Here is a 25,486-nt window from a genome sequence, read left to right as displayed (position 1 = left end):
TAGACGGCCGGAGGGCACGTACCCGCAAATTCTATACTGAAAGGGTTGTCGTCCGCGTCGCGCCGAGAGTCGCATCGCCCGGCGATGCTCCTGTCGGCGCTCCTTGAAGGCAGACGACAATCCTTCGCGATCTGGTACCGGATTTTCCGGCAAGCGCCTAACGGGCCGTCACGTCGCCCTTATCCCCTATACTGCGCCCTGGTTTTATCGCCCCACCGGAATCCCCCCATGCGCATGCCCCGTTTCCGCCGCCCCGGCCTCGCCGGCACCGCCCTCCTGGCCACGCTGTGGCTCACCCTCCCGCTCGCTGCTCAAGCCGAAAAAGGCATGCTGGAGGTCACCTCCGAGCCCGGCGACGCCAAGGTCTTCGTGGACGGCCAGCGCAAGGGCAGCACCCCGGCGCAGGCGGGCAAGGCACTGGTGCTGGAGATCGAGGAGGGCGAGCACCGCGTGGAGGCCGTCACCGCCGGCGAGCGCCCCGGCAAGGCCAGCGCGCAGGTCTTCGTCGGCGCCGGTGCCATCCAGCCGGTCCACCTGGTGCCTTTCACCGCACCGGCGATGGTGCGCATCCCCGGCGGCACCTTCCTGATGGGCTGCCAGCCCGGCGAGGCCGAATGCACCGATGCCGAAAAACCCGCCCACCGGGTCAGCGTCCCCGCCTTCGAGCTCGGCAAGACCGAGGTGACCTTCGCCGACTGGGACGCCTGCGTCGCCGACAGCGGCTGCCGCCACAAGCCCGAGGATCAAGGTTGGGGCCGCGATGACCGCCCGGTGATCAACGTCTCCTGGGACGATGCCCAGACCTATGTCAAATGGCTCAGCCGCAAGAGCGGTCAGGCGTACCGCTTGCCGAGCGAGGCCGAATGGGAATACGCCGCCCGCGCCGGCACCACCACGGCCTTCAGCACCGGCAACTGCATTCGCCAGGCCAACTACAACGGCGACTCCGACTATGCCAACTGCGGCGCCAATACCAGTGTCTATCTGGGGAAGACCCAGCCGGTCGGCAGCTACCCGGTCAATCCCTGGGGCCTCTCCGACCTGCACGGCAATGTCTGGGAGTGGACCCAGGACTGCTGGAATAACAACTACCGGGGTGCGCCCAGCGGTGGTAGTGCCTGGACCTCCGGCGATTGCGCGCGGCGCGTGCTCCGCGGCGGGTCCTGGGGCAGCTTCCCCTGGGAACTGCGCTCGGCCACCCGCACCGATTTGGACTCCGGCGCCCGGTACCCGCACCTCGGTTTCCGCGTAGCCAGGACGCTTACCCCTTGATGCTTTTCTTCTTTACCGCTTGGGAATCCAAGTCCGTAGGGTGGATAAGCGCAGCGCATCCACCACCGCGCCCGCACCAACTCCGGCGCTTGGTGGATGCGGCGCGCCCCACCGTCATGCCCCGCCCCAACCGCCGTGCCGCGCGCCTTATCCACCCTACGCCCAGCCCGCAACCCGTAGGGTGGATAAGCGCAGCGCATCCACCACCGCGCCCGCGCCAACCCCGGCGGCTGGTGGATGCGGCGCGCCCCGCCGCCATGCCCAGCCCCAACCGCCGTGCCGCGCGCCTTATCCACCCGACGCCCGCCCCGCAACCCGTAGGGTGGATAAGCGCAGCGCATCCACCACCGCGCCCGCGCCAACCCCGGCGGTTGGTGGATGCGGCGCGCCCGACCGCCATGCCCAGCCCCAACCACTATGCCGCGCGCCTTATCCACCCGACGCCCGCCCCGCAACCCGTAGGGTGGATAAGCGCAGCGCATCCACCACCGCGCCCGCGCCAACCCCGGCGGTTGGTGGATGCGGCGCGCCCGACCGCCATGCCCAGCCCCAACCACTATGCCGCGCGCCTTATCCACCCGACGCCCGCCCCGCAACCCGTAGGGTGGATAAGCGCAGCGCATCCACCACCGCGCCCGCATCAACCCCGGCGGTCGGTGGATGCGGCGCGCCGCGCCGTCATGCCCAGCCCCAACCGCCGTGCCGCGCGCCTTATCCACCCGACGCCCGCCCCGCAACCCGTAGGGTGGATAAGCGCAGCGCATCCACCAAGCCCCGGGTGAACCGCCGATGAGCAACTACCGCCGCGTCTTCATCCCGGGCGGCACCTTCTTTTTCACGCTGGTGACCTGGCAGCGCCAGCCGTTGCTGGGGTCACCGGAACGGGTCGCCTTGCTCCGGGAGGCGTTTGCCCATGTGCGCGAGCAACGCCCATTCACCATCGATGGCAGCGTGATTCTGCCGGACCACCTGCATTGCATCATTCGGTTACCGGAGGGCGATACCGACTATCCGGGACGCTGGCGCGAGATCAAGAAGCGCTTCTCCGCGCGGGTGGACCCCACGACCAACGCCCGCAACGAGCGCCCGGTTTGGCAACGGCGCCATTACGAACACGCGATCCGCGATGACACTGATTGGCGGCGGCATCTGGATTACCTGCATTACAACCCGGTCAAGCACGGCTTGGCCCAACGGGTGCAGGATTGGCCCTGGTCTTCATTCAAGCGGGCGGTCGCGCGAGGTTGGTATGAGGCGCAGTGGGGCAGCGTGGCGCCGGAGAACCTCCCCGGCATCGAGCCCGGGGACCTGTAGGGTGGATAAGGCGCGCCGCACGGTGCCGCGGGTTTGGTATGACGCCTGGCGCGCCGCATCCACCAAGATGCGCTGCGCTCGGCAAGATCTTTGGTGGATGCGCTGCGCTTATCCACCCTACGGGATTTATACGGTGAGAGAGACGAATGAATAGCAAGTCAATGCTCAGGCTCGCCCTGGTCGCGGGCCTTGTGTACGGCGCGAACGCTGGCGCCGTGGACCGCGCGCTCTATGATCAATACCAGGGCTACAAGCAGCGCCAGCAGCGCGGCCAGCAGGAGGTGCTGGAGCAGGCGCGGGCGGCGGCGCGCAACTGGGACTTCGCGGAGGCCGAAAAGCAGCTCGCCACCGCCCGCAACATGGCCTATAGCCCGGATGATCTGCGCGCTGTCGAGCAGTTGATCGCCGACAACCGGGCGGCCAAGGCGGCCAAAGAGGAGGGCGAGCGGGTGGCGGCGGAGCGCGCCCGCCAGGAGGCCGAGGCCCAACGCCAGCGCGAGGCGCAACAGGCGCAACAGGCGCAAGTGGCGGCCCAGCAGGCGGCCGAGGCGGCACAACGGCAGCGGGCGGCGGCGAGCAGTGGGGGAGGCAATTCCGCGTCCCGATGCGTCACTGTCACCGCGACGATGGTATGCGGCCTGGGGGACCCGTGGTGCCAGACGAGGCGCCTCTGTGTGAGTGGAGGGCCTGGTATCGTGGACGCTGGTTATGGTAGCGACCACGGATGTTCAACCTCCCACGTCTTCGTCTGCACGGGTTATGGCGGTGCCCTGGCCGGTACCTACTCATGGTCAGCGCAGTTCGGGGAAGGCCAAAACCTCCAGGTCTGCTCAGGGACCGTCGAGATCAGCGGTGCCAGTCGCGAACTGGCGATCAAGGTCTATAACAAGACTTGCGACGATGCGGGTACCCGCGAATGGTAAGCGCCTTTGCTGGTTCCTCAGCTCCCGCCCCCAACCCGCCGGAATCGGTGGCCACTGTTAGCGGACTACGCAGGACGGAACCCCCTGCTAGCCGCCCGTGGCGTTCATGTGCCGCAGGATCAGCGGATGGCCGTTCAAGGCAAACTCGTGTCCGCGCGGCTTGATGGACATGGCGCCGACAATAGCCTGTTTGACCCGCGCATCGTCGGTCGGATTGGCACGCAGCGCGCGGCGCAGGTCGACCGAGTGGTCCTGCCCGAGACACAGCAGCAGCCGGCCCTCGGCGGTGACCCGTACCCGGTTGCAGTCTCCGCAAAAATTGTGACTGTGCGGGGAGATGAAACCGACCCGCGTGTCGTTGCCCGCGATCCGGAAATACCGCGCCGGCCCGCCCGTGGACTCGGTGGTGGGGATCAGCTCCCAGTGACGGTCCAGGTCGCGGCGGATGGCGTCGCTGGAGTAATAGACCGCGGCGCGGTCGTGATCGCCGATCGATCCGAGCGGCATCTCCTCGATGAAGCTGATGTCCAGGCCCCGCTCAGCGGCAAAGCGCACCAAATCCGGTACCTCGTCATGATTGCGGCCTTTGAGGATCACCGCGTTCAACTTCACCCGTTGGAAGCCCGCCGCCAGGGCCGCGTCGATCCCCGCCAGGGTCTTGTGCAGGTCGCCCAAGCGGGTGATGGCGTGGAAGCGCTCGGGGCGCAGTGAGTCCAGGCTGATGTTGATGCGGGTGACGCCCGCGGCTTTGAGCCCGGCGGCATGGCGGGCGAGTTGGGTGCCGTTGGTGGTCAGGGTGAGGTCGCGGACACCGGGCAGCACGCCGAGTTGCTCGAACAGCCACACCACGTTGCGCCGCACCAGCGGCTCACCGCCGGTCACCCGCAACTTCACCACCCCCAGTTCACTGAAGCAGCGGCCCAGTCGGGCCAGTTCCTCCAGTGTCAGAATCTGCTTGTGGGGCACGAACGCCATGTCCTCCGCCATGCAGTAGAGGCAGCGCAGGTCGCAGCGATCGGTGACCGACAGGCGCACATAGGTGACCTGCCGACCGAAGCGATCGACGAGCTGGCTGGGCAGGGGCGCGGACTGGATGCTCACGCGGGTTCTTTCCTTCGCTGTGGATGGCTTTGGAGGGACAACTTCAGCCGCGAATGAACGCAACTCTTCGGACAAGGTAGCTTGTTGCGGACGGAAACGACACCCCGGCGAATCGATGGGAATTCGCCGGGCCAGACGATCATCCGGACGGCCGCGGTGGCAGTCGAAGGCGGTCCGGCCGCCGACATCTGCGTTGTGCACGATCGCCGTGCCGGGTCTGTGCAAAGCCGTCACCCGTGCCGAGATCGCCGCCGCCGACTGGAGCCTGACCCCCGGCCGTTATGTCGGCGTCGCCCCGACCGATGCAAGGCTGGTGGTAAGGGAGATGCAGGCACTAAACGACAGCGAAACATTAACATCACTTGCCTGGGTCATCATGCCGGACCATGTTCACTGGTTATTCCAGCTTGGGAACGACCGGACATTGTCGCACGCCATGAAGGGCTTCAAGGCCTCTTCGGCATTGAGTAGCAACCGATTCCTGAATCGTTGCGATCCAGTTTGGCAACGCGGATTCTACGATCATGCTGTGGATCGGCGATTCGGCCGAGACGTCGCGGGGGCGCAGCATCGCGCAACAGATACAGGATGGGTTGCGCGGGGCTGGGCTGCGCGGCCATAAGAGCTGATTGAGGAGAGTCATTTCTGCAGCGGAGGGCGTGATTCACGACCTGAAAGGCATTCAGTGGGACTGGCAGGCGATGGACGGGACCTTAGTACACGCACCGGTGCGGGATCAGTAGTACACGGTGATCGGTACCACCAAGGCTGATCCGAGTGTCGGTGGTTCCCCGGCGGCCTGTCCCGTGATGCCTATCTGGTTGGAAAGCTCGACGCTCGTCCCGGCATAACGGATGAGCAACCGCGATCCTCAGGCAGCGGGTAACGGTTCGCTGGATCAGAAATCGCCGGCGCGACGGCCGCGTTGAGGGCGTCGGTCTTGGTGCTGAGTAGCGCGCCCGTAACGCGGCTTCCGTCGGACCAGACAGTGATCCGTAATCGTCGCCCATTTCGCGCTATGCTTGGCGCACTGACGCGCGCGGCGGGCTCCAGACGGGTGGCGACCGCGCGCTCCTCTGGTCCTCGCATCCAACGGGAGTTAAGCCTTGGACATCGCCGAACTGCTTGCCTTCAGCGTCAAGAACAACGCCTCCGACCTGCATCTGTCGGCCGGCCTGCCGCCGATGATCCGGGTGGACGGGGATATGCGCCGGATCAATGTCGCGGCGCTGGAGCACCGCACCGTGCACTCTTTGGTGTACGACATCATGAACGACAAGCAGCGTAAGGATTACGAGGAGTTTCTGGAGACTGACTTTTCGTTCGAGATTCCCGGCGTGGCGCGTTTCCGAGTCAACGCCTTCAACCAGAAACGCGGGGCCGGGGCGGTGTTTCGAACCATCCCGTCCAAGGTCTTGAGCCTGGAGGACCTGAACGCCCCGAAGATCTTCAAGGATATCGTCAATGTCCCGCGCGGTCTGGTGCTGGTGACGGGGCCTACGGGTTCGGGCAAGTCGACGACCCTGGCGGCCATGGTGGACCACCTGAACGACAACGAGTATGCCCACATCCTGACGATCGAGGACCCGATCGAGTTCGTGCATACCAGCAAGAAGTGCCTGGTCAATCAGCGCGAGGTGCACAAGGATACCCTGGGGTTCAGCGAGGCCCTGCGCTCCGCCCTGCGCCAGGACCCCGATATCATCCTGGTGGGTGAGATGCGCGATCTGGAGACCATCCGCCTGGCGATGACCGCCGCCGAGACCGGTCATCTGGTGTTCGGCACCCTGCATACCACCTCCGCGGCCAAGACCATCGACCGGATCATCGACGTCTTCCCGGCGGCGGAAAAAGAGATGGTGCGGTCCATGCTCTCGGAGTCGCTCCGTTCGGTCATCGCCCAGACGCTGCTGAAGAAGGTCGGCGGCGGGCGGATTGCCGCCCATGAGATCATGATCGGCACGCCGGCGATTCGCAATCTGATCCGCGAGGCCAAGGTCGCACAAATGTACTCGGCCATTCAAACCGGCCAGGCCCACGGGATGCAGACCTTGGATCAGAACCTCAAGGACATGATGCAAAAAGGTTTGATCTCGCGGAAGGATGCCCGCAGCAAGGCGCAAAACAAGGACGACTTTATGTGATCGCGACCGTTGCGTGCGGACAGGATCCTCGCGGTAGACCGGGTGATCCGAACTGACGCAAGGTTGCCAACCCACGATTGAGGTATTTTCTCCATGGACCTGAGGCAAACGCTGGAGCAATTGCTGGCCACGCTGGTGGATAAGAAAGGCTCGGACCTGTTCATCACCGCGGGTTGGCCGCCGAGCGTGAAGGTCGACGGGATGATTGGCCCGGTCGGCAAGCAGTCGTTGAGTGTGGAACAGGCCCGCGACATGGTGCATTCGCTGATGAATGAGCGTCAGCGTGCGGAGTTTCTGGCGACCAACGAGTGTCAGTTCGCGATCGATCGGCCCAAGCTCGGCCGATTCCGCGTCAGCGCCCTGGTTCAGCGGGATGCTGCCGCCATGGTGCTGCGTCGTATCGAGACCAAGATTCCCACCATCGAGGAGCTCAAGCTGCCCTCCGCACTGCGTGATTTCGCCATGTACAAGCGCGGCCTGGTGATCCTGGTCGGCGGCACCGGGACGGGCAAGTCGACCTCGCTGGCCGCTTTGGTGGGCTATCGCAACCGCCATAGTACGGGTCATATCATCACGATCGAAGACCCGATCGAGTATGTGCACGATCATGACGGCTGCATCATCACCCAGCGCGAGGTGGGGGTTGATACCCAATCCTTCGATGTGGCGTTGAAGAATACGCTGCGGCAGGCGCCGGACGTGATCCTCATCGGCGAGATTCGCACCCGCCAGACCATGGAATATGCCATGACCTTCTCCGAGACCGGGCACCTGGTGCTGGCGACCTTGCATGCCAACAATGCCAACCAGGCCTTGGATCGCATCATCAACTTCTTCCCGGAGGATGCGCGCAACCAGCTCCTTCTCGATCTGTCGCTGAATCTCAAGGCCGTGGTTGCCCAGCAGTTGATCGCGCGCAAATCGGGTCATGGACGGCGCGCCGTGGTGGAGATTCTCATCAATACGCCGCTGGCCGCCGACATGATTCGCAAGGGCGAGGTCTACAAGCTCAAGGAACTGATGAAGAAGTCGCCGGAGCAGGGGATGATCACCTTCGATCAGGCGTTGTTCGACCTTTACCAGGAGGGCGAGATCAGCTTTGAGGACGCCCTGCGCCTGGCCGACTCAGCCAATGAGGTCCGGCTCATGATCAAACTTCAGGGCGGCAGTGCGCAACGCGCGGCGATGGATCGTTCGATCGAGGGGATCTCGCTGGTCGATGAGGACGATGACGGGATCATTCGGTTGTAGTGACCGGGAACCGAGCATCTGAACGCCGATTCGGGTGCGCGCTCGCTGCGCGCCGGCGCGTTGGTGCTGGCTGCGCAGGTCGTCAAGCTGGGGCTTCAGATTGCCGCTATGGTTCTACTGGCGCGGCTGTTGACGCCGCTGGACTTTGGGCTGGTTGCGATGGTCACCGCGCTGACCGGGCTCGTCGGGCTCTTTGCCGGTCTGGGATTGTCCCAGGTCATCGTGCAGCGGGCGCAGATCACCCAGGCCCAGCTCAGTACGCTGTTTTGGTTGAATCTCGGGTTTGGCCTCTTGTTGACGCTGGCGGTGATGCTGTTCGCGCCGCTGATCGCCTGGGTTTATCATGACCCCCGGCTAACCGGGATCGCGCTGCTCGGCGCGCCGGTATATGTCATCGCCAGCGCGGCGGTCCACTACCGCGCGCTGCTGTTACGGCAGATGCGGTTTCGCATGTTGATGCTGAGCGACATTCTCGGTCTCACTCTGTCGGTGTTGGCGGGGCTGATGATGGCTTGGTGGGGGGCCGGTTATTGGTCCCTGGTGGCCATGCCGGTGGTTCAAGGTGCGATCCAATTGCTCGGATTGGGGCTTGCCTCCGATTGGCGGCCGGGACGGCCGGTGCGCGGCTGTGGAGTGCGGCCGATGCTGCGTTTCGGCGGCGATCTGCTCGGGGTAACCCTGTTCGGGTATCTGGCACGCCAGATCGACAAGATCGGGGTGGGTGTCCTCTACGGACCCGTATTGCTCGGCTATTATAGTCGCGGCTATCAGCTGTTCATGCTGCCGAGTTCGCAGATCTCCACGCCGCTGCACGAAGTGATCGTACCAACCCTCAGCCGACTGACCGCCGACCCGGAGCGCTTTCAACGCACCTTCCGTCGCGTCTTGGCGACTTTGGCCTGGGTCAGCGCCGGTTTGGCGCTCACGGCCCTATTGTGGGCGCCGCAAATCGTCGGAGTCGTGTTCGGGCCCCAATGGGACCCGGTGGTAACGGTGTTGCGTAACCTTTCGCCGACCCTGGCATTGCAGCCACTGCTCTCATCGACGGGTTGGGCCTTTATCAGTCGCGGCGAAAGCGGGCGCTATCGGCGCTGGGCGCTCGGCAGCGCGCTGATCCAGGGACTGGCGATCCTGGCCGGCTTGCCGCTGGGGATCGCTGGCGTCGCGCTTGCGACATCGCTGTGTACTTGGGGTCTGACCATGCCATGGACTCTGTATTGTTTGCGTCGGGCCGATGCAGACCTGGGACGGGCGGCGTTGCGGGCGGTGGCCGCGCCCTCGCTGTTGGTCGTTACGGTTCTGGTGGTTGTGCTGGGGACCGGTCGGGTTCCATGATAAGCAAGTCATTGGTCCGGACGGGTCGCCGCCTTGTGATCCGCGTTCTGAATCGGAGGTTAATCCGCGATGCAGCTGATCCAGCGTTTGCGTCAGACGCTCGCCGGCTCGCGCTTGGAAACCGGTTTGCGGAGGCTTGGTCTGGGTCGCCCGTTGCTGGCGCTCTACGAGCGCCGTCTGCTGGCGCGTGGCCGGCAGCGCGTGAGCGCCTTTGGTTTCCAACTGGAGTTCCTGGCCAGGACCAAGGCCGAACTCACCCGTGTCGATATGGCGGGCCACCACGAGCCAGATCTGGTCGCGCGCTTCCTGGCCTGTCTCCGGCAAAATGATGTGGTGTACGACGTGGGTGCCAACATCGGTGTCTTCTCGGTGCTTGCGGCACGGCGACTCAATCGGCTCGGAGGCGGGGAAGTTCTCGCCGTCGAGCCCAATCCGCTCATCGCGGATACCGCTGCACGTAACCTTGCCTTGAATAGCGTTGCCGGTGTCAAGACCCGCGTGGTCGCAACTGCGCTTGGCGACACGGCGGGAGTGGGATGGTTGCTGACCGCCGGTGACGGCGCCGAGGGCAAAGATCGTTTGACCTACCGAACGGGAGCAGGGGTTGGGGTGACGCAGGTGCTGGTCCGATGCGGGGATGATCTGGTCAGGGAGACACGACTTTGGCCAAACGTGATAAAAATCGATGTGGAAGGGGGGGAGCTTGCTGTGCTGGGGGGCTTCTCCGAGTCATTCGGCATCCGGGATCTCCGTGACGTGTTTGTCGAAGTCCATCCGGATCTGCTGCGGTCGCAGGGCGCCTCCGCCGGGGATATTGTGGCGTTCATGCGAGAGCACGGCTTCCAGTCAGCGTGGCATGCGCCGCGCGGTACGGAAATCCATTACCACTTTGAGCGTACTGAATGATCCTGGGGATGCGATGCAGACGGTCTTGATCGCGCACCCCTGTCTGGCCTCCGGAGGCTCAGAGTTCAGGGTGCTGTGGGGTGTCGAAGCACTGCGCGCGTCCTGCAAGGTGAGCATCGCAACCGGTTGCCCGATCGATCTCGCGAGGTTGAACGGGCATTGTGGAACGAATCTCGAAGCGAATCACTGCGACGCATTGCTTTCACCGCAATGGCGACGATGGGCTATAGGTCATACGGATGCTCTACGTGGTGCGTTGTTCGCGCGCTTCCTGCGCTCGGTGGCGGCGCGGTTCGATGTCTGTATCAGTGGTTATAACATGATGGATTTCGGCAGGCCCGCGATCCACTTCGTCGCCGATTTTTCCTTTGACGATACGTTGCGTCGCCAATTCCACCCAGTCGCCGGGGGGGTGCGACGCTGGTTTCATCGCGGTGGTACGCCGCGCGATGGCTATCTTGCCTTGGCGCGTACGATCGCCGGCACAAGCCATTATCAGGGCGGTGAAGATTGGCTGGTCGCCAATTCCGCATGGACCGCCGATCTGCTCCGTTCACGCCTGGGACTCATCAGCAATCGCGTGATTTTTCCGCCGGTCGCCGACGTGGCGCCGACGCTTGCCTGGGAGCAACGGGAAGTCGGCTTTGTCCTGACGGGGCGTGTCAGTCAAGAGAAGCGTATCGAGCGGATGATCGACATCCTGGGACGGGTAAGGGCCGCTGGTCGCGACGTTCACCTGCATATCGTCGGGGCGGTGGGCGATGATGGATACGGGCGGGCGATCCGCGATCAGATCGCGCGCAACGCTGCCTGGTGTTTTGCCGATGGCTATCTGGTCGGAACAGCGAAGATGGCGTTGCTGGCGCAACATCGTTTTGCGATACACGGGTGTACCGGAGAGGCTTTTGGCATTTCGGTAGCCGAGTATGTTAAGGCGGGATGCATTCCCTTTGTGCCGAGCCAAGGAGGACCAGCGGAGATCGTTATGAGCGATGAGTTGATTTACCGGGATCAAGATGAGGCGGTCGCGAAAATCGTCGCGTTGTTGGATAATCCAGATCGGCAGCGAGCGCTGCAAACCGACCTGGCGCAGCGGGCAAGGATGTTCTCAATCGAGCGGTTCATGTCGGAGATCCGCACGCTGGTCGCAGACTGGCTCTGTCGGAACGATTGAAGGTGATGGTGCTTTATGATCGTGGCTACCGGAGTTGGGGCAGGTCGCCACACTGCGGCAGGATCTCGCGCAGAAAGAATTCCCGATCGTATCCCCAGGGGTTGTGCAGACCAAAGGGCAGCCGGTACTCATTGGCGGCATAAGACGCACGCGGATTCCTGTCAAAAGAGAATGAGATAGCAAGGTGTCGGTCAGGAATCCGCAGGCGCCCCTGAGCGTCGCCGCGCAGGGAGGAAAAGAAAATATCCTCGTGCGTCGCACTGAGCCGGGCGGCGGCCGAATACCATCTGTTGGACTCGATGACTTCGATAAACTTGGTCACCCGCCGCAACGACAGTCCCCCGTTGCCAACCACGAAGGTGCGCGTCAGCCCGGGTAGAGTGAAGAAGCGAGTACCTCGCAGACACCATGGTGGGCAACGTTTAGGGGTCATCCAGGGTGCGCCGATATAATCGATGTCAGATCGCGTGAAGGAGGAGAGGTCGTTGTGGCATAGAAAAGCATCGGTTTGATGTATCAGCACAAACTCGTATGCGCGGTAACGGCGGTAGAAAGCAGACGATAACAGCAGTCGGCTATAGGTGGCGGAAGAACGAAAATGTCGATCTTCCAATGACATTCGCGCCGCAGGCCATTGCTGGTAGGCGCGCGTGTTCAGCGACTGCGGGTGAATAAATACAATATCCGTTCCGCGTAGGAGACGGAATAGTTGCGACAGCGACAGATGTTCGTCGTCGGTGGGGATGAGGCGGTAGATCGGGACGACGACGACCACCGTTGGAGCAAACCGGGTAGCGGCCGGCGCTGGCGCGGTTGCGACGCGTTCGGCCTGGTGGACCAAGTTACTCATCAGAAGCCCTTGAGAGAACAGCCGTAACGAAAAACTGCTTCACCAGGTACTCGTAAAAGAGGCCGAAGGTCAGCGTATTGAAGAGCCACTTGCTGCGATTACGTCCGTCAACCGTGGAGTTGATCGCCACGATCTTGAACCCCGCCTGCTTAAACAGGGTGATGATGTTGCGTTTACAGAAAAAGCGCAAGTGAGTCCGGTCGAAAATACCTTGATCTTCATACCTGAAATCACGGTTGATCACAATTTTTTTCAACGCGCCGATATAGCAGATATTGGGAATGCTCGCGATGATGCTACCGTCGGGCTTCAGGCAGCGGCTCAGGTGACCAAGTGTGCTCCAGGGGTCGATGAGGTGTTCGAGTATGTCCCCGCAGATGATGAGATCATAGCGATACTCAGGTAACGTCGGGGCGACTTGCTCGATATCTCCTATTATCAGCTCGTCGATGTGGCGGTGATGTTGACCCTGCCCCGGGAGGGACCGGATATCAACCCCCGTGGCATGCTGCGCAATGCCAAGTTGCTTCAGCGCCGCCAGCGTTGCCCCCTCTGCGGAGCCGATTTCCAGAACCACAAGGCCCCGGCCGGAAATCAGCGCGATCAGGTCTCGGCGTACGTTGTTGTAGTAATGGTCTTGCTGTGCGTCGGGCATACCAAGGCTCCTGCAGTCTGAGAATGGCAATGCGCTTCTTGGGGGCGCGGCCTTGATCAGTATGTTTTGCGAGCAATTGCTGTAATTACTTCTCCCCTATTTTTCATTTGGTTAGCTATTCTGGAAAACAAGTAAAAAGGCAAGAGCAACCCGGCAATCGCGAACAGCTTCGCGATATGCGGAATAACGGAAGTGCGTATCTTATATTGACCGGTGGATTTAAGTTCCCGCTTTAGATCATCAAAATAGCCGGTAGCGCCAACTGTGTACCTAAATGAGACATTACCGGACGTCATGACCTCGGAAGCAGAAAACCCCACTTTCCCCAGTAGCTCCAGAATCGATTTCGGAGCAAATTCAAACAGGTGATAGGGCGCTTCTGAGTGTGCCCACGGAAACCCGGTTATTCTTGACAGAAACAGGGTCGAAAGCGCGAAGCCGGAATTTGAGTTAGGTGTCGCAATGACAATAGCGCCGCCTGGCTTGAGCAAGAAAAAAGCTGTCCTTAAAGTATCATAAGGCGACGAAACATGTTCAAGAACATCCCCCATGTTTATTATGTCAAATGATTTTGCTTGATATTGCAAACTCGCAATATCGCCCACCTTGGCATCAAGTCCGTTATCTATCGCGATACGTACCGCCTCGGCACTCACATCACAACCTGCTACTGTATAGCCTAATCTTTTCATGTGAAAAATAAGTTCTCCCGTAGAACACCCTATATCAAGCAGCATGCCTTTACCCAACCTGCGCTCTGCTAATAACTTATGTAGATTCAGAGCTGATTTCCCGGAAGTCTTCGCGAGATCTGTAGCTGCTGTACAGAAATAGCCCTGAGATCGACTGTACAAGAAACCGAGATCTTCTCGCGACGGCTGCGGCCAAACAAAAAACAAACCGCAGCTTAAACATTTCCTTAGTGCGTATCCTCGTTTTGAAGCAGTTTCGGGGGCCGTCGCGTTGCCGCAGCACTCGCATAGCATATTATCAGTATTTTCTTTTGTCATGACGTACGCAGTGTTGATTGCCGGTTACTACTTCAGGAAGTTTTTCGAGAAAATGATCGTACCTGTCGCACGATAAATCAAGGATGTGCGACAATCATCCTGTTTCTTGCGAAGTCGCCGCCGAACCCATGCGAGTAGCCGCCTTGCCCCCATCTGCAAGTCTCATCGTAGTCATCCCGACCAAGGATCGCGGCGCCATGTTGCTGGACCTGCTCGCTGATCTGGAGGAGCAAACCTGCCCCCCGGCGCGGGTCATTGTCGTCGATGCGAGCGGCGAGGCCCTGGTGACTCGTCTTGAGGGTCTTACAGATCCGAACCGGGTAACGGTGATCAGACATCAGCCGCCCTCTGCCGCCGCGCAACGCAATCGGGGCGTAAAAGAGGTCCACGGCCAGGCGCAACTGATCGCACTCCTTGACGATGACATCGCGCTCGCCCCTGATGCCCTCGAGCGGATGCTCGCTTTCTGGTCCTCACCGCGGGCTGAGGGTGTCGTGGGCGCAGGTTTCAATCAGGTCGATGCCGCCGCCGACCAAGCCCGGGGCGGCCTCAAGCGCACTTGGTTGGCGGAGCGCTTCGGCCTTTACGCGCGTCGTCCCGGTGCCGTGGCGCCGTCCGGCTGGCAGAGTGTCATTGGCACCGTCGATTGCGACACGTCGGTCGACTGGTTGCCGACCGGGGCCGCGGTCTGGCGCGCGGACCTGTTCCGTGGGATCGGCGGATTCGATGAATATTTCATTAGTTACAGCTATCTGGAGGATCTTGATCTCAGTTGGCGAGCCCGCCGGGTGGGTGAACTCGTGGTCGTGAATGACGCGCGTTACGAGCATCGGTATGCCACCGCGGGAAAGATTGGAGCCGCCGAGTTTGGCCGGATCGAGGTCCGCAACCGGCTCTACTTCGTGCGTAAGCATGGCTTGTCCATGCCGCGCTGTCTGATCGGGCTCCTGATACGCGGCACCATGACGCTGGCCGCGGCCCTGCGGCATCGCGATCGCGGCATGCTGGAGCGCTTCGTCGGCAATGTGCGCGGCCTGGGTGAGCAGTTATCATTCATCAGCAAACCGGTGCATCGGGTGCCCGCGGCCAGACCAGGGCAGGACGCCGATGGCCGATGAGCTTAGCTGGACCTGGACCTCAGGTCGCCCGGGCATGGCTCTGCCAACCGCGACCCCAAGCACGACCAGTGGTTGGGTGCTGCCGCGCCCGCGCATCCTGGTCTGCGCCTACGCCTGCCATCCGACCCGGGGTTCCGAGGAGGCAGTAGGCTGGAATTGGGTTCAGGCGATGGCCTCATTTTGCGAGGTCACCGTCATCACAGCCGGCTTTCATCGTGATGCGATCGAGGCCTATCTGCGGACTGCCAGTGCCCCGTGGGCATCGCATGTCACTTTCATCTATCCACCGTCCCGCCCCTGGCATTACCGGCCAACACCATCCTGGTGCCGGATTGAAGGCTCATTACTGAAGCCGCTGATGAACCACGCCTATCGCAGTTGGCTGCGGTCCGCGGCGCGGATCGCGGCCCGGCTCGTCGCGGGGCAGCACTACGATCTGACGCATCAACTCACCTATGTCGGGTTCCGCTTCCCCGGGGGGCTCTGGCGTCTCGCGCCTCCCTTCGTCTGGGGTCCCATCGGCGGCATGGAGGACACTCCTTGGCGATTGTTCGGCGCGCTGGGTCCCGTCGGTATGCTTTATTTCGGCGGGCGCAATGTCATGAATCAACTCCATCGTTGGCTATTGAGGGCACCGCGGCAGGCGGCGGTCCGCGCCGGTCCCGGCCTGATCGCCGCCACCAGCGGCATCGCCGGGGCGCTGCAACGCTGCTATGGTTGCCCGAGCACGATCGTCAGCGAGGTGACGTCCCCGCCCCGTGTCTCGGCGATCTCGTTGCGCGGTCCCGATGAACCCCTGCGACTGGCCTGGAGTGGCGCCCATATCCCCCGCAAGGCCCTGCCGCTGTTGTTGCGGGCGCTTGCCGGATTGGCCGCGGATCTCGACTGGCGGCTCGACATCTACGGTAGCGGGCCACGAACCGCTGCCTGGCAACGGCAGGTGGCGCGGCTCGGGCTTGTTGCCTCGCGCTGTACCTGGCACGGCAAGGTGCGTCGCTCGGAGGCGATCAGCGGGCTGCGCCGGGCGCATCTGTTTGTCATCACCAGTCTGCAAGACCTGACCTCAACGGTGTTGCTGGAGGCGATGAGTCAGGGGCTGCCGGTGCTTTGCCCCGACCATTGCGGCTTCCCCGATGTAGTGACGGCGGCCGCTGGGATCTGTCTGCCAATCGACCGGCCGGCGACCTTCGTTGGTGCGCTCAGGGCGGCGCTGCGGCAGCTTGCGGCCGATGAACCCGAGCGTCGGCGCCTCGCCGCCGGTGCCTTGGCGCGGGCCGGGCAATACGATCTTCCGGCCAAGATCGAAGCGCTTCAATATGTGTATACGCGGGTTTTGGCCATCCCCGATAGTCAGTGTACCCCGAACGGCATACCAGGAGAGACGGGTGTTCCGGTCACACCGATCCGCTGACGGGGTACCCCCCGTCTTTGGCGCACGGTGGTTCTGGCTGCTGTTGGTTTGGCTTAGCTGTTGGGCAGGGATCAATGGCGGCCCTTGGCATCTGAAAGAGGCGCCACAGGACTTTGTTGATTGGGTCAATGCACTGCGCACGCTGGGGCCCTTGCTCCCCCTCGCCCTCTGGCCCCTGTTATCGCCGCTGCTGCGGCAGCGACACCGGGTGCCGACCCTGGCCGAGGGGCTGTGGATCGGCTATGCATTGTTGGCGCTGCTGGCCGCCCTGCTGACCGGCACCGATTTTTCGGTCTGGTACTGGGCGTTCGCCTATCTCGGCGTATTCGCGGCCATCGACTGGTCTTTCGGCAGTGTTGCTCCGCTGCCGCAGGCGATGGCGAGCAATCGCTTGATCTGGCTGTTGACAACCCTGTTATTCGTCGGGATGCTATTCATCGCCCGCGATGTGTTGCTGGTAAAGAGTGAGCTTGGGATGACTGCCCACGGGTTGGTCCACCGGACGGATCTCGGTCGGTTCGGGGCGATCTCGCGCTCCACTGGTATGGCGCGTCTGGCGATGATACCCGCGGTGGTTGGACTGGTGATGGCGCTGGGGGGGCATGGCTTCCGACGCTTGATCTGGGCGGCGCTTAGCCTGGCCGCGCTGGGGGCGATCTGGTTGTTTCAAGCCCGTCAGGGCATCGTCGGGGCCGCTTTCGCGCTGGGCCTGGTGGTCTGGTTGTTTGGCGGTCGGACCCGATACGTTGGAGTCGCTGCGATGCTGCTGGCCGGGTTGGCGCTGCTATCGGGGCTGTTTCCGGAGGGCTGGCTTCGCTATCTGATCGATTTCGCGACCCGCGGCGATGCGTTGTCGAAACTGCAGTCGATGACCGGCCGCGACCTGATCTGGCGCCTGGGCTGGCGGGTGGTGGAGGCGGCACCGTGGCTCGGTTCCGGACCCGAGGCGGATAGCCGCCTGATCGGTCTGAATGCGCAGAACGGACTGCTGTACGCCGCGCTGGCCGCCGGCTATCCGGGCGCCGCACTCTATCTCGGCGGGCTTTTGTGGGGCTGGGTGTTGTTCGCCCGAGCGGTGCTGCGCGGCTATGCGCGCGACCATGGGGAGTGGCTGTTCCTGCTCCAGGTTGGCGGTATCATGGCGTATTTGACGATTCGCAACATCCCCGAAAACACCGCCGCCCTGTACAGTGTCGATCTGCTGCTGCATGCGCCGTTGCTCGCCTATCTCGGTACCCTCGAACGGGTGCGCGGGCCGGAGTGGCGACGCGCGCGGCTGACGCAGTCCATCGCTGGCCTCGGTCGGCGCGGTCCACTGGGAGCGTGACAGTCGCGCGGATCTGGACGATGTGACGTTGCAGCGAGGAAGAGCATGAGCAAGCGTTGGGGTTTGGTTGGTGGCGGCGATAGCGCCCCAGCCGTCGCGGGGATGCCGGAGGTCCTGGTATGAGCAATCATCTGGCGCTGGTCTGCGGTGCCGGCGGATTTATCGGCGCGCACCTGGTGCGACGCCTCAAGGCCGAAGGCCGGCAGGTTCGCGGCGTGGATCTGAAGTCGCCGCCCTTCGCAGCCAGCGCGGCGGATGAGTTTATTCTCGGTGACCTGCGCGACCCCGACTTGGTAGCCCGCGTGGTGGCCGGCAGCGTCGAGGTCTATCAACTCGCCGCCGACATGGGGGGCGCCGGCTTCACCTTCACCGGCGAACACGATGCCGAGATCATGCACAACTCGGCTCTGATCAATCTCAACGTGGTGGAGGCTTGCCGCCGGGCCGGGGTCGAGCGGGTGTTCTACTCCTCGTCGGCCTGCGTCTATCCGCGCCACAACCAGTGCGATCCCGAGGCGCCGACCACGGTCGAAGACTCGGTCTATCCGGCCGACCCGGATAGCGACTACGGCTGGGAGAAGCTCTTCAGCGAGCGCCTGTACTTCGCCTACGCCAGGAACTACGGGCTGCAGGTGCGGGTCGCGCGCTTCCACAATGTCTTCGGCCCTGAGGGAAGCTGGAACGATGGCCGTGAGAAGGCTCCCGCGGCGCTTTGCCGCAAGGTTGCCGCGGCGCCGCCGGGAGGCAGTATCGAGATTTGGGGCGATGGGGAACAGACGCGCTCCTTCCTGGCTATCGATGAATGTCTGGAGGGGGTCCTGCGTTTCATGGCGTCGGACTTTGCCGGTCCACTGAATATCGGTTCGACCGAGATGGTCTCGATCAACCAGTTCGCGCGGATGATCATGGAGATTGCAGACAAGCCGCTGACCATCGAGCATATTGCCGGTCCATTGGGAGTGCGTGGGCGCAACTCGGACAACCGGCTGATCCGCGCCCGGCTTGGCTGGGCACCGAGCCGACCCCTGCGCGAGGGGTTGGCGGCGACCTATACCTGGATCGCGGGCCAGGTCGCGGCGGCGGAGGCGGCGCGATGAGCGGCACCGCAAGCGCCGGTTCCATACTGCCGCAGGTCAGGCCGCGCGCGCAGGTGACGATCCTGGGTGCGCAGATCGATCGCGTGGGGACCGACGATGCGGTCGCCCGCATTGAGGGGTGGATCGCCGAACGTCCCCCACGGCCGCACCATGTCGTGGTGACCGGTTTCCACGGCATCTGGACCGGTTATCGGGACCCTGCCTTTCGTACCATCCTGAACCGCGCCGACCTGTTCTGTCCGGATGGCATCGCGCCTATCTGGCTGGCGCGTCTGCGCGGGCAGCCCCTGCCGGAGCGGGTGCCGGGCGCCGAGTTGATGCGGCGGGTGCTGCTGGCTGCCGATGCCCGTGGCTATTCCAGCTTCTTCTACGGCGATACCGAGGCGACCCTGGACGCGCTGAGTCGGCGCCTCGCCGGTGACTATCCGGGTCATCGCATTGTCGGTGTCCGATCGCCGCCGTTCCGACCCCTGAGCCCCGCGGAGGTTGACGCCGATCTGGACCGTATCAATGCGTCGGGGGCCGATCTGCTATGGGTTGGACTGGGTCTGCCGCGGCAGGAACGCTGGATCGATGCTTATCGCGAGCGCCTGCGGGTGCCGGTGGTGATCGGTGTCGGTGCCGCCTTCGGGTTCCTGAGTGGAACGGTGACACGGGTGCCGTCCTGGCTGGGGGATGCGGGTTTCGAGTGGCTCTGGCGCTTGGCCATGGAGCCGCGCAAGGTGTGGCGGCGGGATCTCATCGATGGCCCGCAGTTTCTCTATCACGGGTTGCGCGAGAGTCTCGCTTACCGGCTGAGGCGTGGTGGTGATGCTGAAAAGAGTGGTAGGAACGAGTCGGAATTTAGTTAAACATCGAATACGATCGTTGTCGTTGTCGTAATCGGAGAAGCGATTCAAGTCGGGCATGAGCAGCCCGCTGCCGATCGGTTTTCTGCGTCGCTTGGGTGTAAGAGACCGCTAAGGATCTGATCTGGCTCCCACGCTCCTGCGTCACGTGGGGCCACCGGCCGCTGGAGCGGCCGGACGGCATTCCCACGCTGGAGCGTGGGAACGAGAAGAGGATTTGATCTGGCTCCCACGCTCCCGCGTCACTTGGGGCCACCGGCCGCTGGAGCGGCCGGACGGCATTCCTACGCTGGAGCGTGGGAACGAGAAGAATGGTCGCTCAGCCGCCGTCGACTGCCGCCGGCCACAATCCGCTGATGGCGGCGATCCCTTGGGCACCATGGCGGATCGCCGTCGTCAGATCCGCGGGGCCGAGTCCGCCCAGGGCGTAGACGGGGAGGGGGGTCGGCTCGATCAGTTCCTGGAAGCGTGCCCAGCCCAATGGTCGCGCATCCGGATGGGTCGCGGTGGGGTTGACCGGGGAGAGCAGCGCATAGTCCAGCCCCAAGGCGGCGGCGCGTGTCAGTTCCGCGGCCGTGTGGCAGGAGGCGCTCACCCACTCGCCGCTGACGCCAGGACGTTGATCCAGGGCGGCCAGGGTCTGGGCGCGCAGATGCAGCCCGTGACGCGGACAGGACGCGACGGCCGCCGGGTCGCGATTCAGGATGAGCCGCGCGCCCGCCACGGCACAGAGCGGATAGGCTTGGGCGGCGAGTTCACGGTAGGCCCGGTCATCCAGTGCATGGGCGCGCAGTTGAATCAGGCGGATGCCGTCCTGGATGGCGCGTCGCAGTCGTGCCAGGAGATTCGCCGGGTCCCGCGGGTCCGCCCCGGTGATCAGCAGGAGCGAGGGCAGGCGCAGGGCGCTGATGATCGGCCGGTCGGCGGCCGGGAAGCGCGCGGGGTCCATGGCTTCCGGTGCCAGCCAGGCCAGGGGCTGGCCTTCCATGCCGACGGGGAGTCCGGAGTAGGTCTCGACCCGATGCACGTCGAGCAGAATATGGCGGTCGCCATAGTCGTGGTGGACGCGGATCAGTGGTCGGCTGGCGCCGATACTGATCCCCAGTTCCTCTGCCAATTCGCGGGCGAGTCCCTGCTCCGGGGTTTCGCCGGGCTCCAGTTTGCCGCCGGGAAACTCCCAGCGTCCGCCCTGGTGAACATGATCGGGGCGGCGTGTGACCAGCACCCGGCCCTGATCATCGAGAATGGCTCCCGCCATGACATGAATTTGTTGCCGGGTCATATTGCTCAGCCGTGAAGAAGCGGTGTCCATGAAGTCAATAGGCGACTGAGATTTCACCGAGCTCGGTGGAGACGCGGTTCAAAACCTTAAACCGCGCCAACTCCAGCAATCGTCGAGTCTGCCGACGCCGATCCCATTCAAAAACATCGCATACCGTGCTAGGCGCGGTTTACGACCGATACTCCGCATTGATCCGCACATAGTCGTAGGACAGGTCGCAGGTCAGAATCTCCGCGGCGGCCGTGCCACGACCCAGCGCCACGCGGATCAGGATCTCCGGTGCCCGCATGACGGCAGCGCCCGCGTTCTCGGTGTAGCAGAGGGCGCGGCCCCCGCTGTCGACGATCAGCACGTCGCCGAGCCAGACCCGCACGCCGCTGATGTCAAGGTCCTGGAGCCCGGCGCGCCCCACGGCGGCGAGGATACGGCCCCAGTTGGGGTCGGAGGCGAAGAGCGCGGTCTTGACTAGCGGCGAGTGGGCGATGGTGTAACCGACCTGGCGCGCCTCGGCGTGACTGGCGGCACCTTCGACACGGACCGTCACCAGCTTGGTGGCGCCCTCCGCGTCGCGCACGATGGCCGTGGCCAGTTCCACACAGACCGACTCCAGGGCGCTCTGGAACGAGGCGAAGTCCGGGCTGTCGGCCGCGGCGATGGGGGCGTTGCCCAGGACGCCGGTGGCGGCCAGGACGCAGGCGTCGTTGGTGGAGGTGTCGCCGTCCACGGTGATGGCGTTGAACGAGCGTTCGACCGCGGCGTGCAGGCAGCCATCGAGCAGGTCGGGTGTGAGCGCTGCATCGGTGGCCAGAAAGGCGAGCATGGTGGCCATGTTGGGGCAGATCATGCCGGCGCCTTTGGCAATGCCGGTCAAGGTCGCGGTACGTCCAGCAAGGTCGAACTGCCTGGAGACCAGCTTGGGTACCGTATCCGTGGTCATGATGGCGCGGGCGGCAGCGGGCCAGTTGGCGCCGTCCAGCCGTCCCAAGAGCCCCGGCAGGGCGGCGGCGAAGCGGTCGACCGGCAGGTGCTCGCCGATGACCCCGGTCGAAAAGGGCAGTACCCGCTCGGCGGGCGCCCCGGTCAGTTCAGCGAGTGCCTGACAGGTGGCGGCCGCGTCCAGCAGGCCGCGGGCGCCGGTGCCGGCGTTGGCGTTACCGGCATTGACGAGCCACCAGCGTGGTGCACCCGCGTGCAAGTGGGTGCGCGCCAGCGTGACTGGTGCGGCGCAAAATGCATTGCGGGTGAACACCGCGGCACACTGTGATCCTTCCGCCAACTCGAAGAGAACCAGATCATTGCGGTCGCGATAGCGGATGCCGGCCGCGGTTGCGGCCAGGCGGACCCCGGGTACCGGGAGGAAATGCAGTTCGGCTTGCTCGCTCATGGCGCGGCCTCAACCGACCTTGCCATGGCAGTGCTTGAACTTCTTGCCCGATCCGCAGGGACAGGGCTCATTGCGGCCGGTCTTATGGCCATCGCGCACGAAGGGCTGAGCCGGCGCGGCGCTCCTGTCTTCCCGCTCGGCAGCGTCATCCGGCGTCGTATCGCCGTCGAAGCCCCGGAACTCTTCGTGCGTGAACGCGAACTCGTGCGCCGGTGCCGCGTGCGGGGCCAGGGCGAGCGACTCCTCCTCGGGTTCTACCCGAAGCTTCGCCAGGGTGCCGATGACCTCCTGTTTGATCTCCTCCAACATGGCGGAGAACATCTCGAAGGCTTCGCGTTTGTACTCCTGCTTGGGGTTCTTTTGCGCGTAGCCGCGCAGATGGATGCCCTGACGCAGGTAGTCCATGGCCGCCAGGTGGTCCTTCCAGTGGGTGTCCAGGGTCTGGAGCATGACCGCCTTTTCGATCTGGCGCAGGGTTGCGGTGCCGATGCGCTGCTCTTTCTCCGCGTAGCGCTCGGCCAGGGTGGCGCCGATCCGCTCACGTAAGGTTTCCTCGTGCAGTTGGTCGTCGGCTTCGAGCCAGCGGCGAATGGGCCAGTCACCGCCGAAAGTGTCCGCCAACGCGCTTTCCAGGCCGGCCGTATCCCACTGCTCTTCCAGGCTCTGCGGCGGGATGCAGCTGTCGATCACGCGCTCCAGGATATCCGCGCGCATCGCCGCGATGGTCTCGGACACATCGGCGGTGTCCATCAACTCGCGGCGCTGGCCATAGGTGACCTTGCGCTGGTCGTTGGCGACGTCGTCGTATTCCAGGAGTTGCTTGCGGATGTCGAAGTTGCGGCCCTCGACCTTGCGCTGGGCGTTCGCGATGGCCTTGGTGACCCAGGGGTGTTCGATCGCCTCGCCTTGCTGCATGCCGAGTTTCTGCATCATACCCGCCACCCGGTCGGAGGCGAAGATGCGCATCAGGTTGTCTTCCAGCGACAGATAGAAGCGACTGGAACCGGGATCGCCCTGGCGTCCGGAGCGGCCGCGCAACTGGTTGTCGATCCGTCGGGACTCGTGGCGTTCGGTGCCGACCACATGCAGTCCGCCGGCGGCGATGACGGCCTCGTGGCGCTGTTTCCATGCGGTGCGGATGGCCTCCTGGTCGGCTTGCGGGCCGGCTGCCTCCAATTCGGCATCGAGGTTGCCGCCCAGCACGATGTCGGTGCCGCGGCCGGCCATGTTGGTGGCGATGGTGACGGCGCCGGGGCGACCGGCCTGTGCGATGATTCCGGCCTCGCGTTCGTGCTGCTTGGCGTTCAGCACCTCGTGCGGGATCTTGGCCTCGGTTAAAAGCTTGGAAACCAGTTCCGAGGTCTCGATGGAGGCCGTGCCGACCAGGACCGGCTGACCACGGGTCACGCAGTCGCGGATGTCCTCGGTGACCGCATCATATTTTTCCTTCTGGGTCAGGTAGACCAAGTCGCCGTGGTCCTTGCGGATCATCGGCTGGTTGGTGGGGATGACCGCCACTTCGAGCCCGTAGATCTGCTGGAATTCGTAGGCCTCGGTGTCTGCCGTGCCGGTCATGCCCGCCAGTTTCGGGTAGAGCCGGAACAGGTTCTGGAAGGTGATGGAGGCCATCGTCTGGTTTTCCGGCTGAATCGGCACCCGTTCCTTGGCCTCGACCGCCTGGTGCAGACCCTCGGACCAGCGCCGGCCGGGCATGGTGCGTCCGGTGAACTCATCGACGATGATGATCTGACCGTCGCGCACGATGTACTCGACGTTCTTCTGGAACAGGGCGTTGGCGCGCAGGGCCGCGTAAACATGGTGCATCAGCACGATGTTGCCGGGGTCGTAAAGACTATCGCCTTCGCGTAAGACCCCGATCTCCACCAGCATGTCCTCGACTTTCTGGTGACCGTCCTCGCTCAGGAAGACCTGGCGGGCTTTCTCATCCACCGAGAAGTCGCCGGGGCCGAAGTCGGGCTTGCCTTCCTCGTTGGTGATCGGGTCCTGGCGGGTCAGCCGCGGGATCAGGGCATCGATCTGGCGATAGAGGTCGGTATTGCCCTCCGAGGGGCCGGAGATGATCAGCGGCGTGCGCGCCTCGTCGATGAGGATCGAGTCCACCTCGTCGACGATGGCGTAGAAAGGCACGCGTTGCGTCCGCTGCTCGGCGGTGAAGGCCATGTTGTCGCGTAAATAGTCGAAACCATACTCGTTGTTGGTTCCGTAGGTGATGTCCGCGGCATAGGTCTCTTTGCGGCTCACCGGGCGCAGGTGGCGGTAGCCGCCGCCTGCTGGTGCCTCGAACCCGGGATCATAGAGATAGGAGGCCGTATCCGGCCCCATTCCGCCCGAGGAGTTGATCACCCCGACGGAGAGACCCAGCGCGTGGTAAATGCGGCCCATCCAGGTGGCGTCGCGGCGGGCGAGGTAGTCGTTGACGGTGATGACATGGACGCCCTTGCCCGGCAGGGCGTTGAGGTAGGCGGCCAGGGTGGCGACCAGGGTCTTGCCCTCGCCGGTCCGCATCTCGGCGATTTTGCCTTGATGCAGCACCATGCCGCCGACCATCTGGACATCGAAGTGGCGCATCCCGAGCACGCGCCGACCGGTCTCGCGGACCACGGCGAAGGCCTCGGGGAGTAGGCTTTCCACGTCCTCGCCGGCCGCGAGCCGCCCGCGGAATTCTTGGGTCTTGGCCGCGAGCGCCGCATCGGAGAGTGTCTGGACCTCGGGCTCCAGCGCATTGATCCGACTGACGGACTTGAGCAGCTTCTTGACCAGCCGCTCATTGCGGCTGCCGAAGACCTTCTTGAGCAGGTTACTGACCATCGATGGGAAGAGATGCCGTGAGGAAAGTCCCGGAATGATACCGGAATTCGGCGATGCCCGCTGAGCCGGGGTCAGCCCAGGGTCTTTGTCGAATCCGCGTTTCGCTGCGCCAGACGCAAAAGGCGGCCTCGATCAAGATTCCGGCCACTTGAGCTCGCCGGGTGTGTAGTCAGGCCATCCTGGCCTGACACCGTCAGGGCTGGAAGCCCTGACTACGCACGCCGCTGGCCGGGATTACGATCAAGGACCAAAAGG

General features: G+C 63.7%; 21 protein-coding genes. 14 read left to right on the top strand and 7 right to left on the bottom strand.

Going from position 1 to position 25,486, the window contains the following annotated elements; all coding sequences use genetic code 11:
- The first annotated feature begins 228 nt into the window (after positions 1–228).
- The 3 genes from A39O_RS0117250 to A39O_RS0117240 all read left to right on the top strand — a co-directional run bounded on the left by A39O_RS0117250 (position 229) and on the right by A39O_RS0117240 (position 3,509).
- The gene (locus A39O_RS0117250) at positions 229–1,272 is read left to right on the top strand and encodes an SUMF1/EgtB/PvdO family nonheme iron enzyme (RefSeq protein WP_020505919.1); all 1,044 of its coding nucleotides are present in this window, start codon (positions 229–231) and stop codon (positions 1,270–1,272) included.
- Positions 1,273–2,061: 789 nt separating this feature from the next.
- The gene (locus A39O_RS0117245; protein ID WP_020505918.1) at positions 2,062–2,586 is read left to right on the top strand and encodes an REP-associated tyrosine transposase; all 525 of its coding nucleotides are present in this window, start codon (positions 2,062–2,064) and stop codon (positions 2,584–2,586) included.
- Between the two features lie 146 nt (positions 2,587–2,732).
- Positions 2,733–3,509 (top strand): hypothetical protein, encoded by a 777-nt coding sequence (locus A39O_RS0117240; protein ID WP_083924738.1) that lies wholly within the window; start codon positions 2,733–2,735, stop codon positions 3,507–3,509.
- Between the two features lie 87 nt (positions 3,510–3,596).
- On the opposite strand, the gene moaA is transcribed toward A39O_RS0117240, so the two are convergent.
- Positions 3,597–4,610: a GTP 3',8-cyclase MoaA gene (moaA, locus tag A39O_RS0117235; RefSeq protein WP_020505916.1), complete on the bottom strand. Its 1,014-nt coding sequence runs from the start codon at positions 4,608–4,610 to the stop codon at positions 3,597–3,599.
- A 193-nt stretch (positions 4,611–4,803) separates the two neighbouring features.
- Between moaA and A39O_RS38660 the strand changes: the two genes are divergently transcribed.
- The 6 genes from A39O_RS38660 (at position 4,804) to A39O_RS0117205 (ending at position 11,420) form a co-directional block, all read left to right on the top strand.
- The gene (locus tag A39O_RS38660; RefSeq protein ID WP_157640232.1) at positions 4,804–5,232 is read left to right on the top strand and encodes a transposase; all 429 of its coding nucleotides are present in this window, start codon (positions 4,804–4,806) and stop codon (positions 5,230–5,232) included.
- A 484-nt stretch (positions 5,233–5,716) separates the two neighbouring features.
- Positions 5,717–6,754, top strand: coding sequence for a type IV pilus twitching motility protein PilT (locus A39O_RS0117225; protein WP_020505914.1), 1,038 nt, complete (start codon positions 5,717–5,719; stop codon positions 6,752–6,754).
- A gap of 93 nt (positions 6,755–6,847) precedes the next feature.
- Positions 6,848–8,005, top strand: a complete 1,158-nt coding sequence (locus A39O_RS0117220) for a PilT/PilU family type 4a pilus ATPase (RefSeq protein ID WP_020505913.1) — start codon at positions 6,848–6,850, stop codon at positions 8,003–8,005.
- Positions 8,006–8,068: 63 nt separating this feature from the next.
- Complete coding sequence (locus A39O_RS33920; protein WP_157640231.1) at positions 8,069–9,340, top strand: lipopolysaccharide biosynthesis protein; 1,272 nt, start codon at positions 8,069–8,071, stop codon at positions 9,338–9,340.
- 69 nt (positions 9,341–9,409) lie between these two features.
- Positions 9,410–10,246: an FkbM family methyltransferase gene (locus tag A39O_RS0117210; protein ID WP_020505911.1), complete on the top strand. Its 837-nt coding sequence runs from the start codon at positions 9,410–9,412 to the stop codon at positions 10,244–10,246.
- 13 nt (positions 10,247–10,259) lie between these two features.
- Positions 10,260–11,420, top strand: a complete 1,161-nt coding sequence (locus A39O_RS0117205; protein WP_157640230.1) for a glycosyltransferase family 4 protein — start codon at positions 10,260–10,262, stop codon at positions 11,418–11,420.
- Positions 11,421–11,445: 25 nt separating this feature from the next.
- On the opposite strand, the gene A39O_RS40930 is transcribed toward A39O_RS0117205, so the two are convergent.
- From A39O_RS40930 to A39O_RS38655, 3 genes are read right to left on the bottom strand one after another with little or no spacing between them, the layout of a single operon-like run.
- Positions 11,446–12,270, bottom strand: a complete 825-nt coding sequence (locus A39O_RS40930) for a DUF5672 family protein (RefSeq protein WP_157640229.1) — start codon at positions 12,268–12,270, stop codon at positions 11,446–11,448.
- Positions 12,263–12,925 (bottom strand): class I SAM-dependent methyltransferase, encoded by a 663-nt coding sequence (locus tag A39O_RS0117195; RefSeq protein ID WP_020505908.1) that lies wholly within the window; start codon positions 12,923–12,925, stop codon positions 12,263–12,265. Before A39O_RS0117195 ends, A39O_RS40930 begins: the two co-directional genes overlap by 8 nt.
- A gap of 56 nt (positions 12,926–12,981) precedes the next feature.
- A complete protein-coding gene (locus A39O_RS38655; RefSeq protein WP_083924734.1) occupies positions 12,982–13,935 on the bottom strand; it encodes a class I SAM-dependent methyltransferase in 954 nt (317 codons plus the stop codon).
- A 143-nt stretch (positions 13,936–14,078) separates the two neighbouring features.
- Here A39O_RS38655 and A39O_RS0117190 point away from each other — a divergent pair, with 143 nt between their 5' ends.
- The 5 genes from A39O_RS0117190 to A39O_RS33915 all read left to right on the top strand — a co-directional run bounded on the left by A39O_RS0117190 (position 14,079) and on the right by A39O_RS33915 (position 19,739).
- Entirely contained in the window at positions 14,079–15,053 is a 975-nt protein-coding gene (locus tag A39O_RS0117190) for a glycosyltransferase family 2 protein (RefSeq protein ID WP_157640228.1), read from the top strand.
- A gap of 34 nt (positions 15,054–15,087) precedes the next feature.
- Positions 15,088–16,464 carry a glycosyltransferase gene (locus A39O_RS0117185; protein ID WP_157640227.1) on the top strand — a complete coding sequence of 459 codons (1,377 nt, stop codon included), beginning with the start codon at positions 15,088–15,090 and terminating at the stop codon, positions 16,462–16,464.
- 151 nt (positions 16,465–16,615) lie between these two features.
- Positions 16,616–17,791 carry an O-antigen ligase family protein gene (locus A39O_RS0117180; RefSeq protein WP_020505905.1) on the top strand — a complete coding sequence of 392 codons (1,176 nt, stop codon included), beginning with the start codon at positions 16,616–16,618 and terminating at the stop codon, positions 17,789–17,791.
- A 119-nt stretch (positions 17,792–17,910) separates the two neighbouring features.
- Positions 17,911–18,888 (top strand): NAD-dependent epimerase/dehydratase family protein, encoded by a 978-nt coding sequence (locus A39O_RS0117175; protein ID WP_020505904.1) that lies wholly within the window; start codon positions 17,911–17,913, stop codon positions 18,886–18,888.
- The gene (locus tag A39O_RS33915) at positions 18,885–19,739 is read left to right on the top strand and encodes a WecB/TagA/CpsF family glycosyltransferase (protein ID WP_020505903.1); all 855 of its coding nucleotides are present in this window, start codon (positions 18,885–18,887) and stop codon (positions 19,737–19,739) included. The genes A39O_RS0117175 and A39O_RS33915 overlap by 4 nt, the downstream gene beginning before the upstream one ends.
- A gap of 316 nt (positions 19,740–20,055) precedes the next feature.
- Here the strand turns inward: A39O_RS33915 and A39O_RS0117165 are convergent, their stop codons facing one another.
- The 3 genes from A39O_RS0117165 to secA all read right to left on the bottom strand — a co-directional run bounded on the left by A39O_RS0117165 (position 20,056) and on the right by secA (position 25,231).
- Complete coding sequence (locus A39O_RS0117165) at positions 20,056–21,018, bottom strand: Nudix family hydrolase (RefSeq protein WP_020505902.1); 963 nt, start codon at positions 21,016–21,018, stop codon at positions 20,056–20,058.
- A 169-nt stretch (positions 21,019–21,187) separates the two neighbouring features.
- Complete coding sequence (gene argJ, locus A39O_RS0117160) at positions 21,188–22,402, bottom strand: bifunctional glutamate N-acetyltransferase/amino-acid acetyltransferase ArgJ (RefSeq protein ID WP_020505901.1); 1,215 nt, start codon at positions 22,400–22,402, stop codon at positions 21,188–21,190.
- 9 nt (positions 22,403–22,411) lie between these two features.
- Positions 22,412–25,231, bottom strand: coding sequence for a preprotein translocase subunit SecA (gene secA / locus A39O_RS0117155; RefSeq protein WP_020505900.1), 2,820 nt, complete (start codon positions 25,229–25,231; stop codon positions 22,412–22,414).
- Between the last annotated feature and the right edge of the window lie 255 nt (positions 25,232–25,486).

It is taken from the genome of Lamprocystis purpurea DSM 4197, assembly GCF_000379525.1.
Taxonomy (GTDB): domain Bacteria; phylum Pseudomonadota; class Gammaproteobacteria; order Chromatiales; family Chromatiaceae; genus Thiodictyon; species Thiodictyon purpureum.
Note: the sequence above shows the minus strand (reverse complement) of the source record. Positions and strands in the feature narration are given on the sequence as shown.

Bases quoted from the DNA above. Each gene is read 5' to 3' on its own strand.
- A39O_RS40930 (WP_157640229.1), bottom strand. From the start codon at position 12,270: ATGAGTAACTTGGTCCACCAGGCCGAACGCGTCGCAACCGCGCCAGCG.
- A39O_RS38655 (WP_083924734.1), bottom strand. From the start codon at position 13,935: ATGACAAAAGAAAATACTGATAATATGCTATGCGAGTGCTGCGGCAAC.
- A39O_RS0117195 (WP_020505908.1), bottom strand. From the start codon at position 12,925: ATGCCCGACGCACAGCAAGACCATTACTACAACAACGTACGCCGAGAC.
- argJ (WP_020505901.1), bottom strand. From the start codon at position 22,402: ATGAGCGAGCAAGCCGAACTGCATTTCCTCCCGGTACCCGGGGTCCGC.
- A39O_RS0117185 (WP_157640227.1), top strand. From the start codon at position 15,088: ATGGCTCTGCCAACCGCGACCCCAAGCACGACCAGTGGTTGGGTGCTG.
- A39O_RS0117245 (WP_020505918.1), top strand. From the start codon at position 2,062: ATGAGCAACTACCGCCGCGTCTTCATCCCGGGCGGCACCTTCTTTTTC.
- A39O_RS0117205 (WP_157640230.1), top strand. From the start codon at position 10,260: ATGCAGACGGTCTTGATCGCGCACCCCTGTCTGGCCTCCGGAGGCTCA.
- A39O_RS33915 (WP_020505903.1), top strand. From the start codon at position 18,885: ATGAGCGGCACCGCAAGCGCCGGTTCCATACTGCCGCAGGTCAGGCCG.
- A39O_RS0117240 (WP_083924738.1), top strand. From the start codon at position 2,733: ATGAATAGCAAGTCAATGCTCAGGCTCGCCCTGGTCGCGGGCCTTGTG.
- A39O_RS0117175 (WP_020505904.1), top strand. From the start codon at position 17,911: ATGAGCAATCATCTGGCGCTGGTCTGCGGTGCCGGCGGATTTATCGGC.
- A39O_RS0117210 (WP_020505911.1), top strand. From the start codon at position 9,410: ATGCAGCTGATCCAGCGTTTGCGTCAGACGCTCGCCGGCTCGCGCTTG.
- A39O_RS0117220 (WP_020505913.1), top strand. From the start codon at position 6,848: ATGGACCTGAGGCAAACGCTGGAGCAATTGCTGGCCACGCTGGTGGAT.
- A39O_RS0117250 (WP_020505919.1), top strand. From the start codon at position 229: ATGCGCATGCCCCGTTTCCGCCGCCCCGGCCTCGCCGGCACCGCCCTC.
- A39O_RS0117165 (WP_020505902.1), bottom strand. From the start codon at position 21,018: ATGACCCGGCAACAAATTCATGTCATGGCGGGAGCCATTCTCGATGAT.
- secA (WP_020505900.1), bottom strand. From the start codon at position 25,231: ATGGTCAGTAACCTGCTCAAGAAGGTCTTCGGCAGCCGCAATGAGCGG.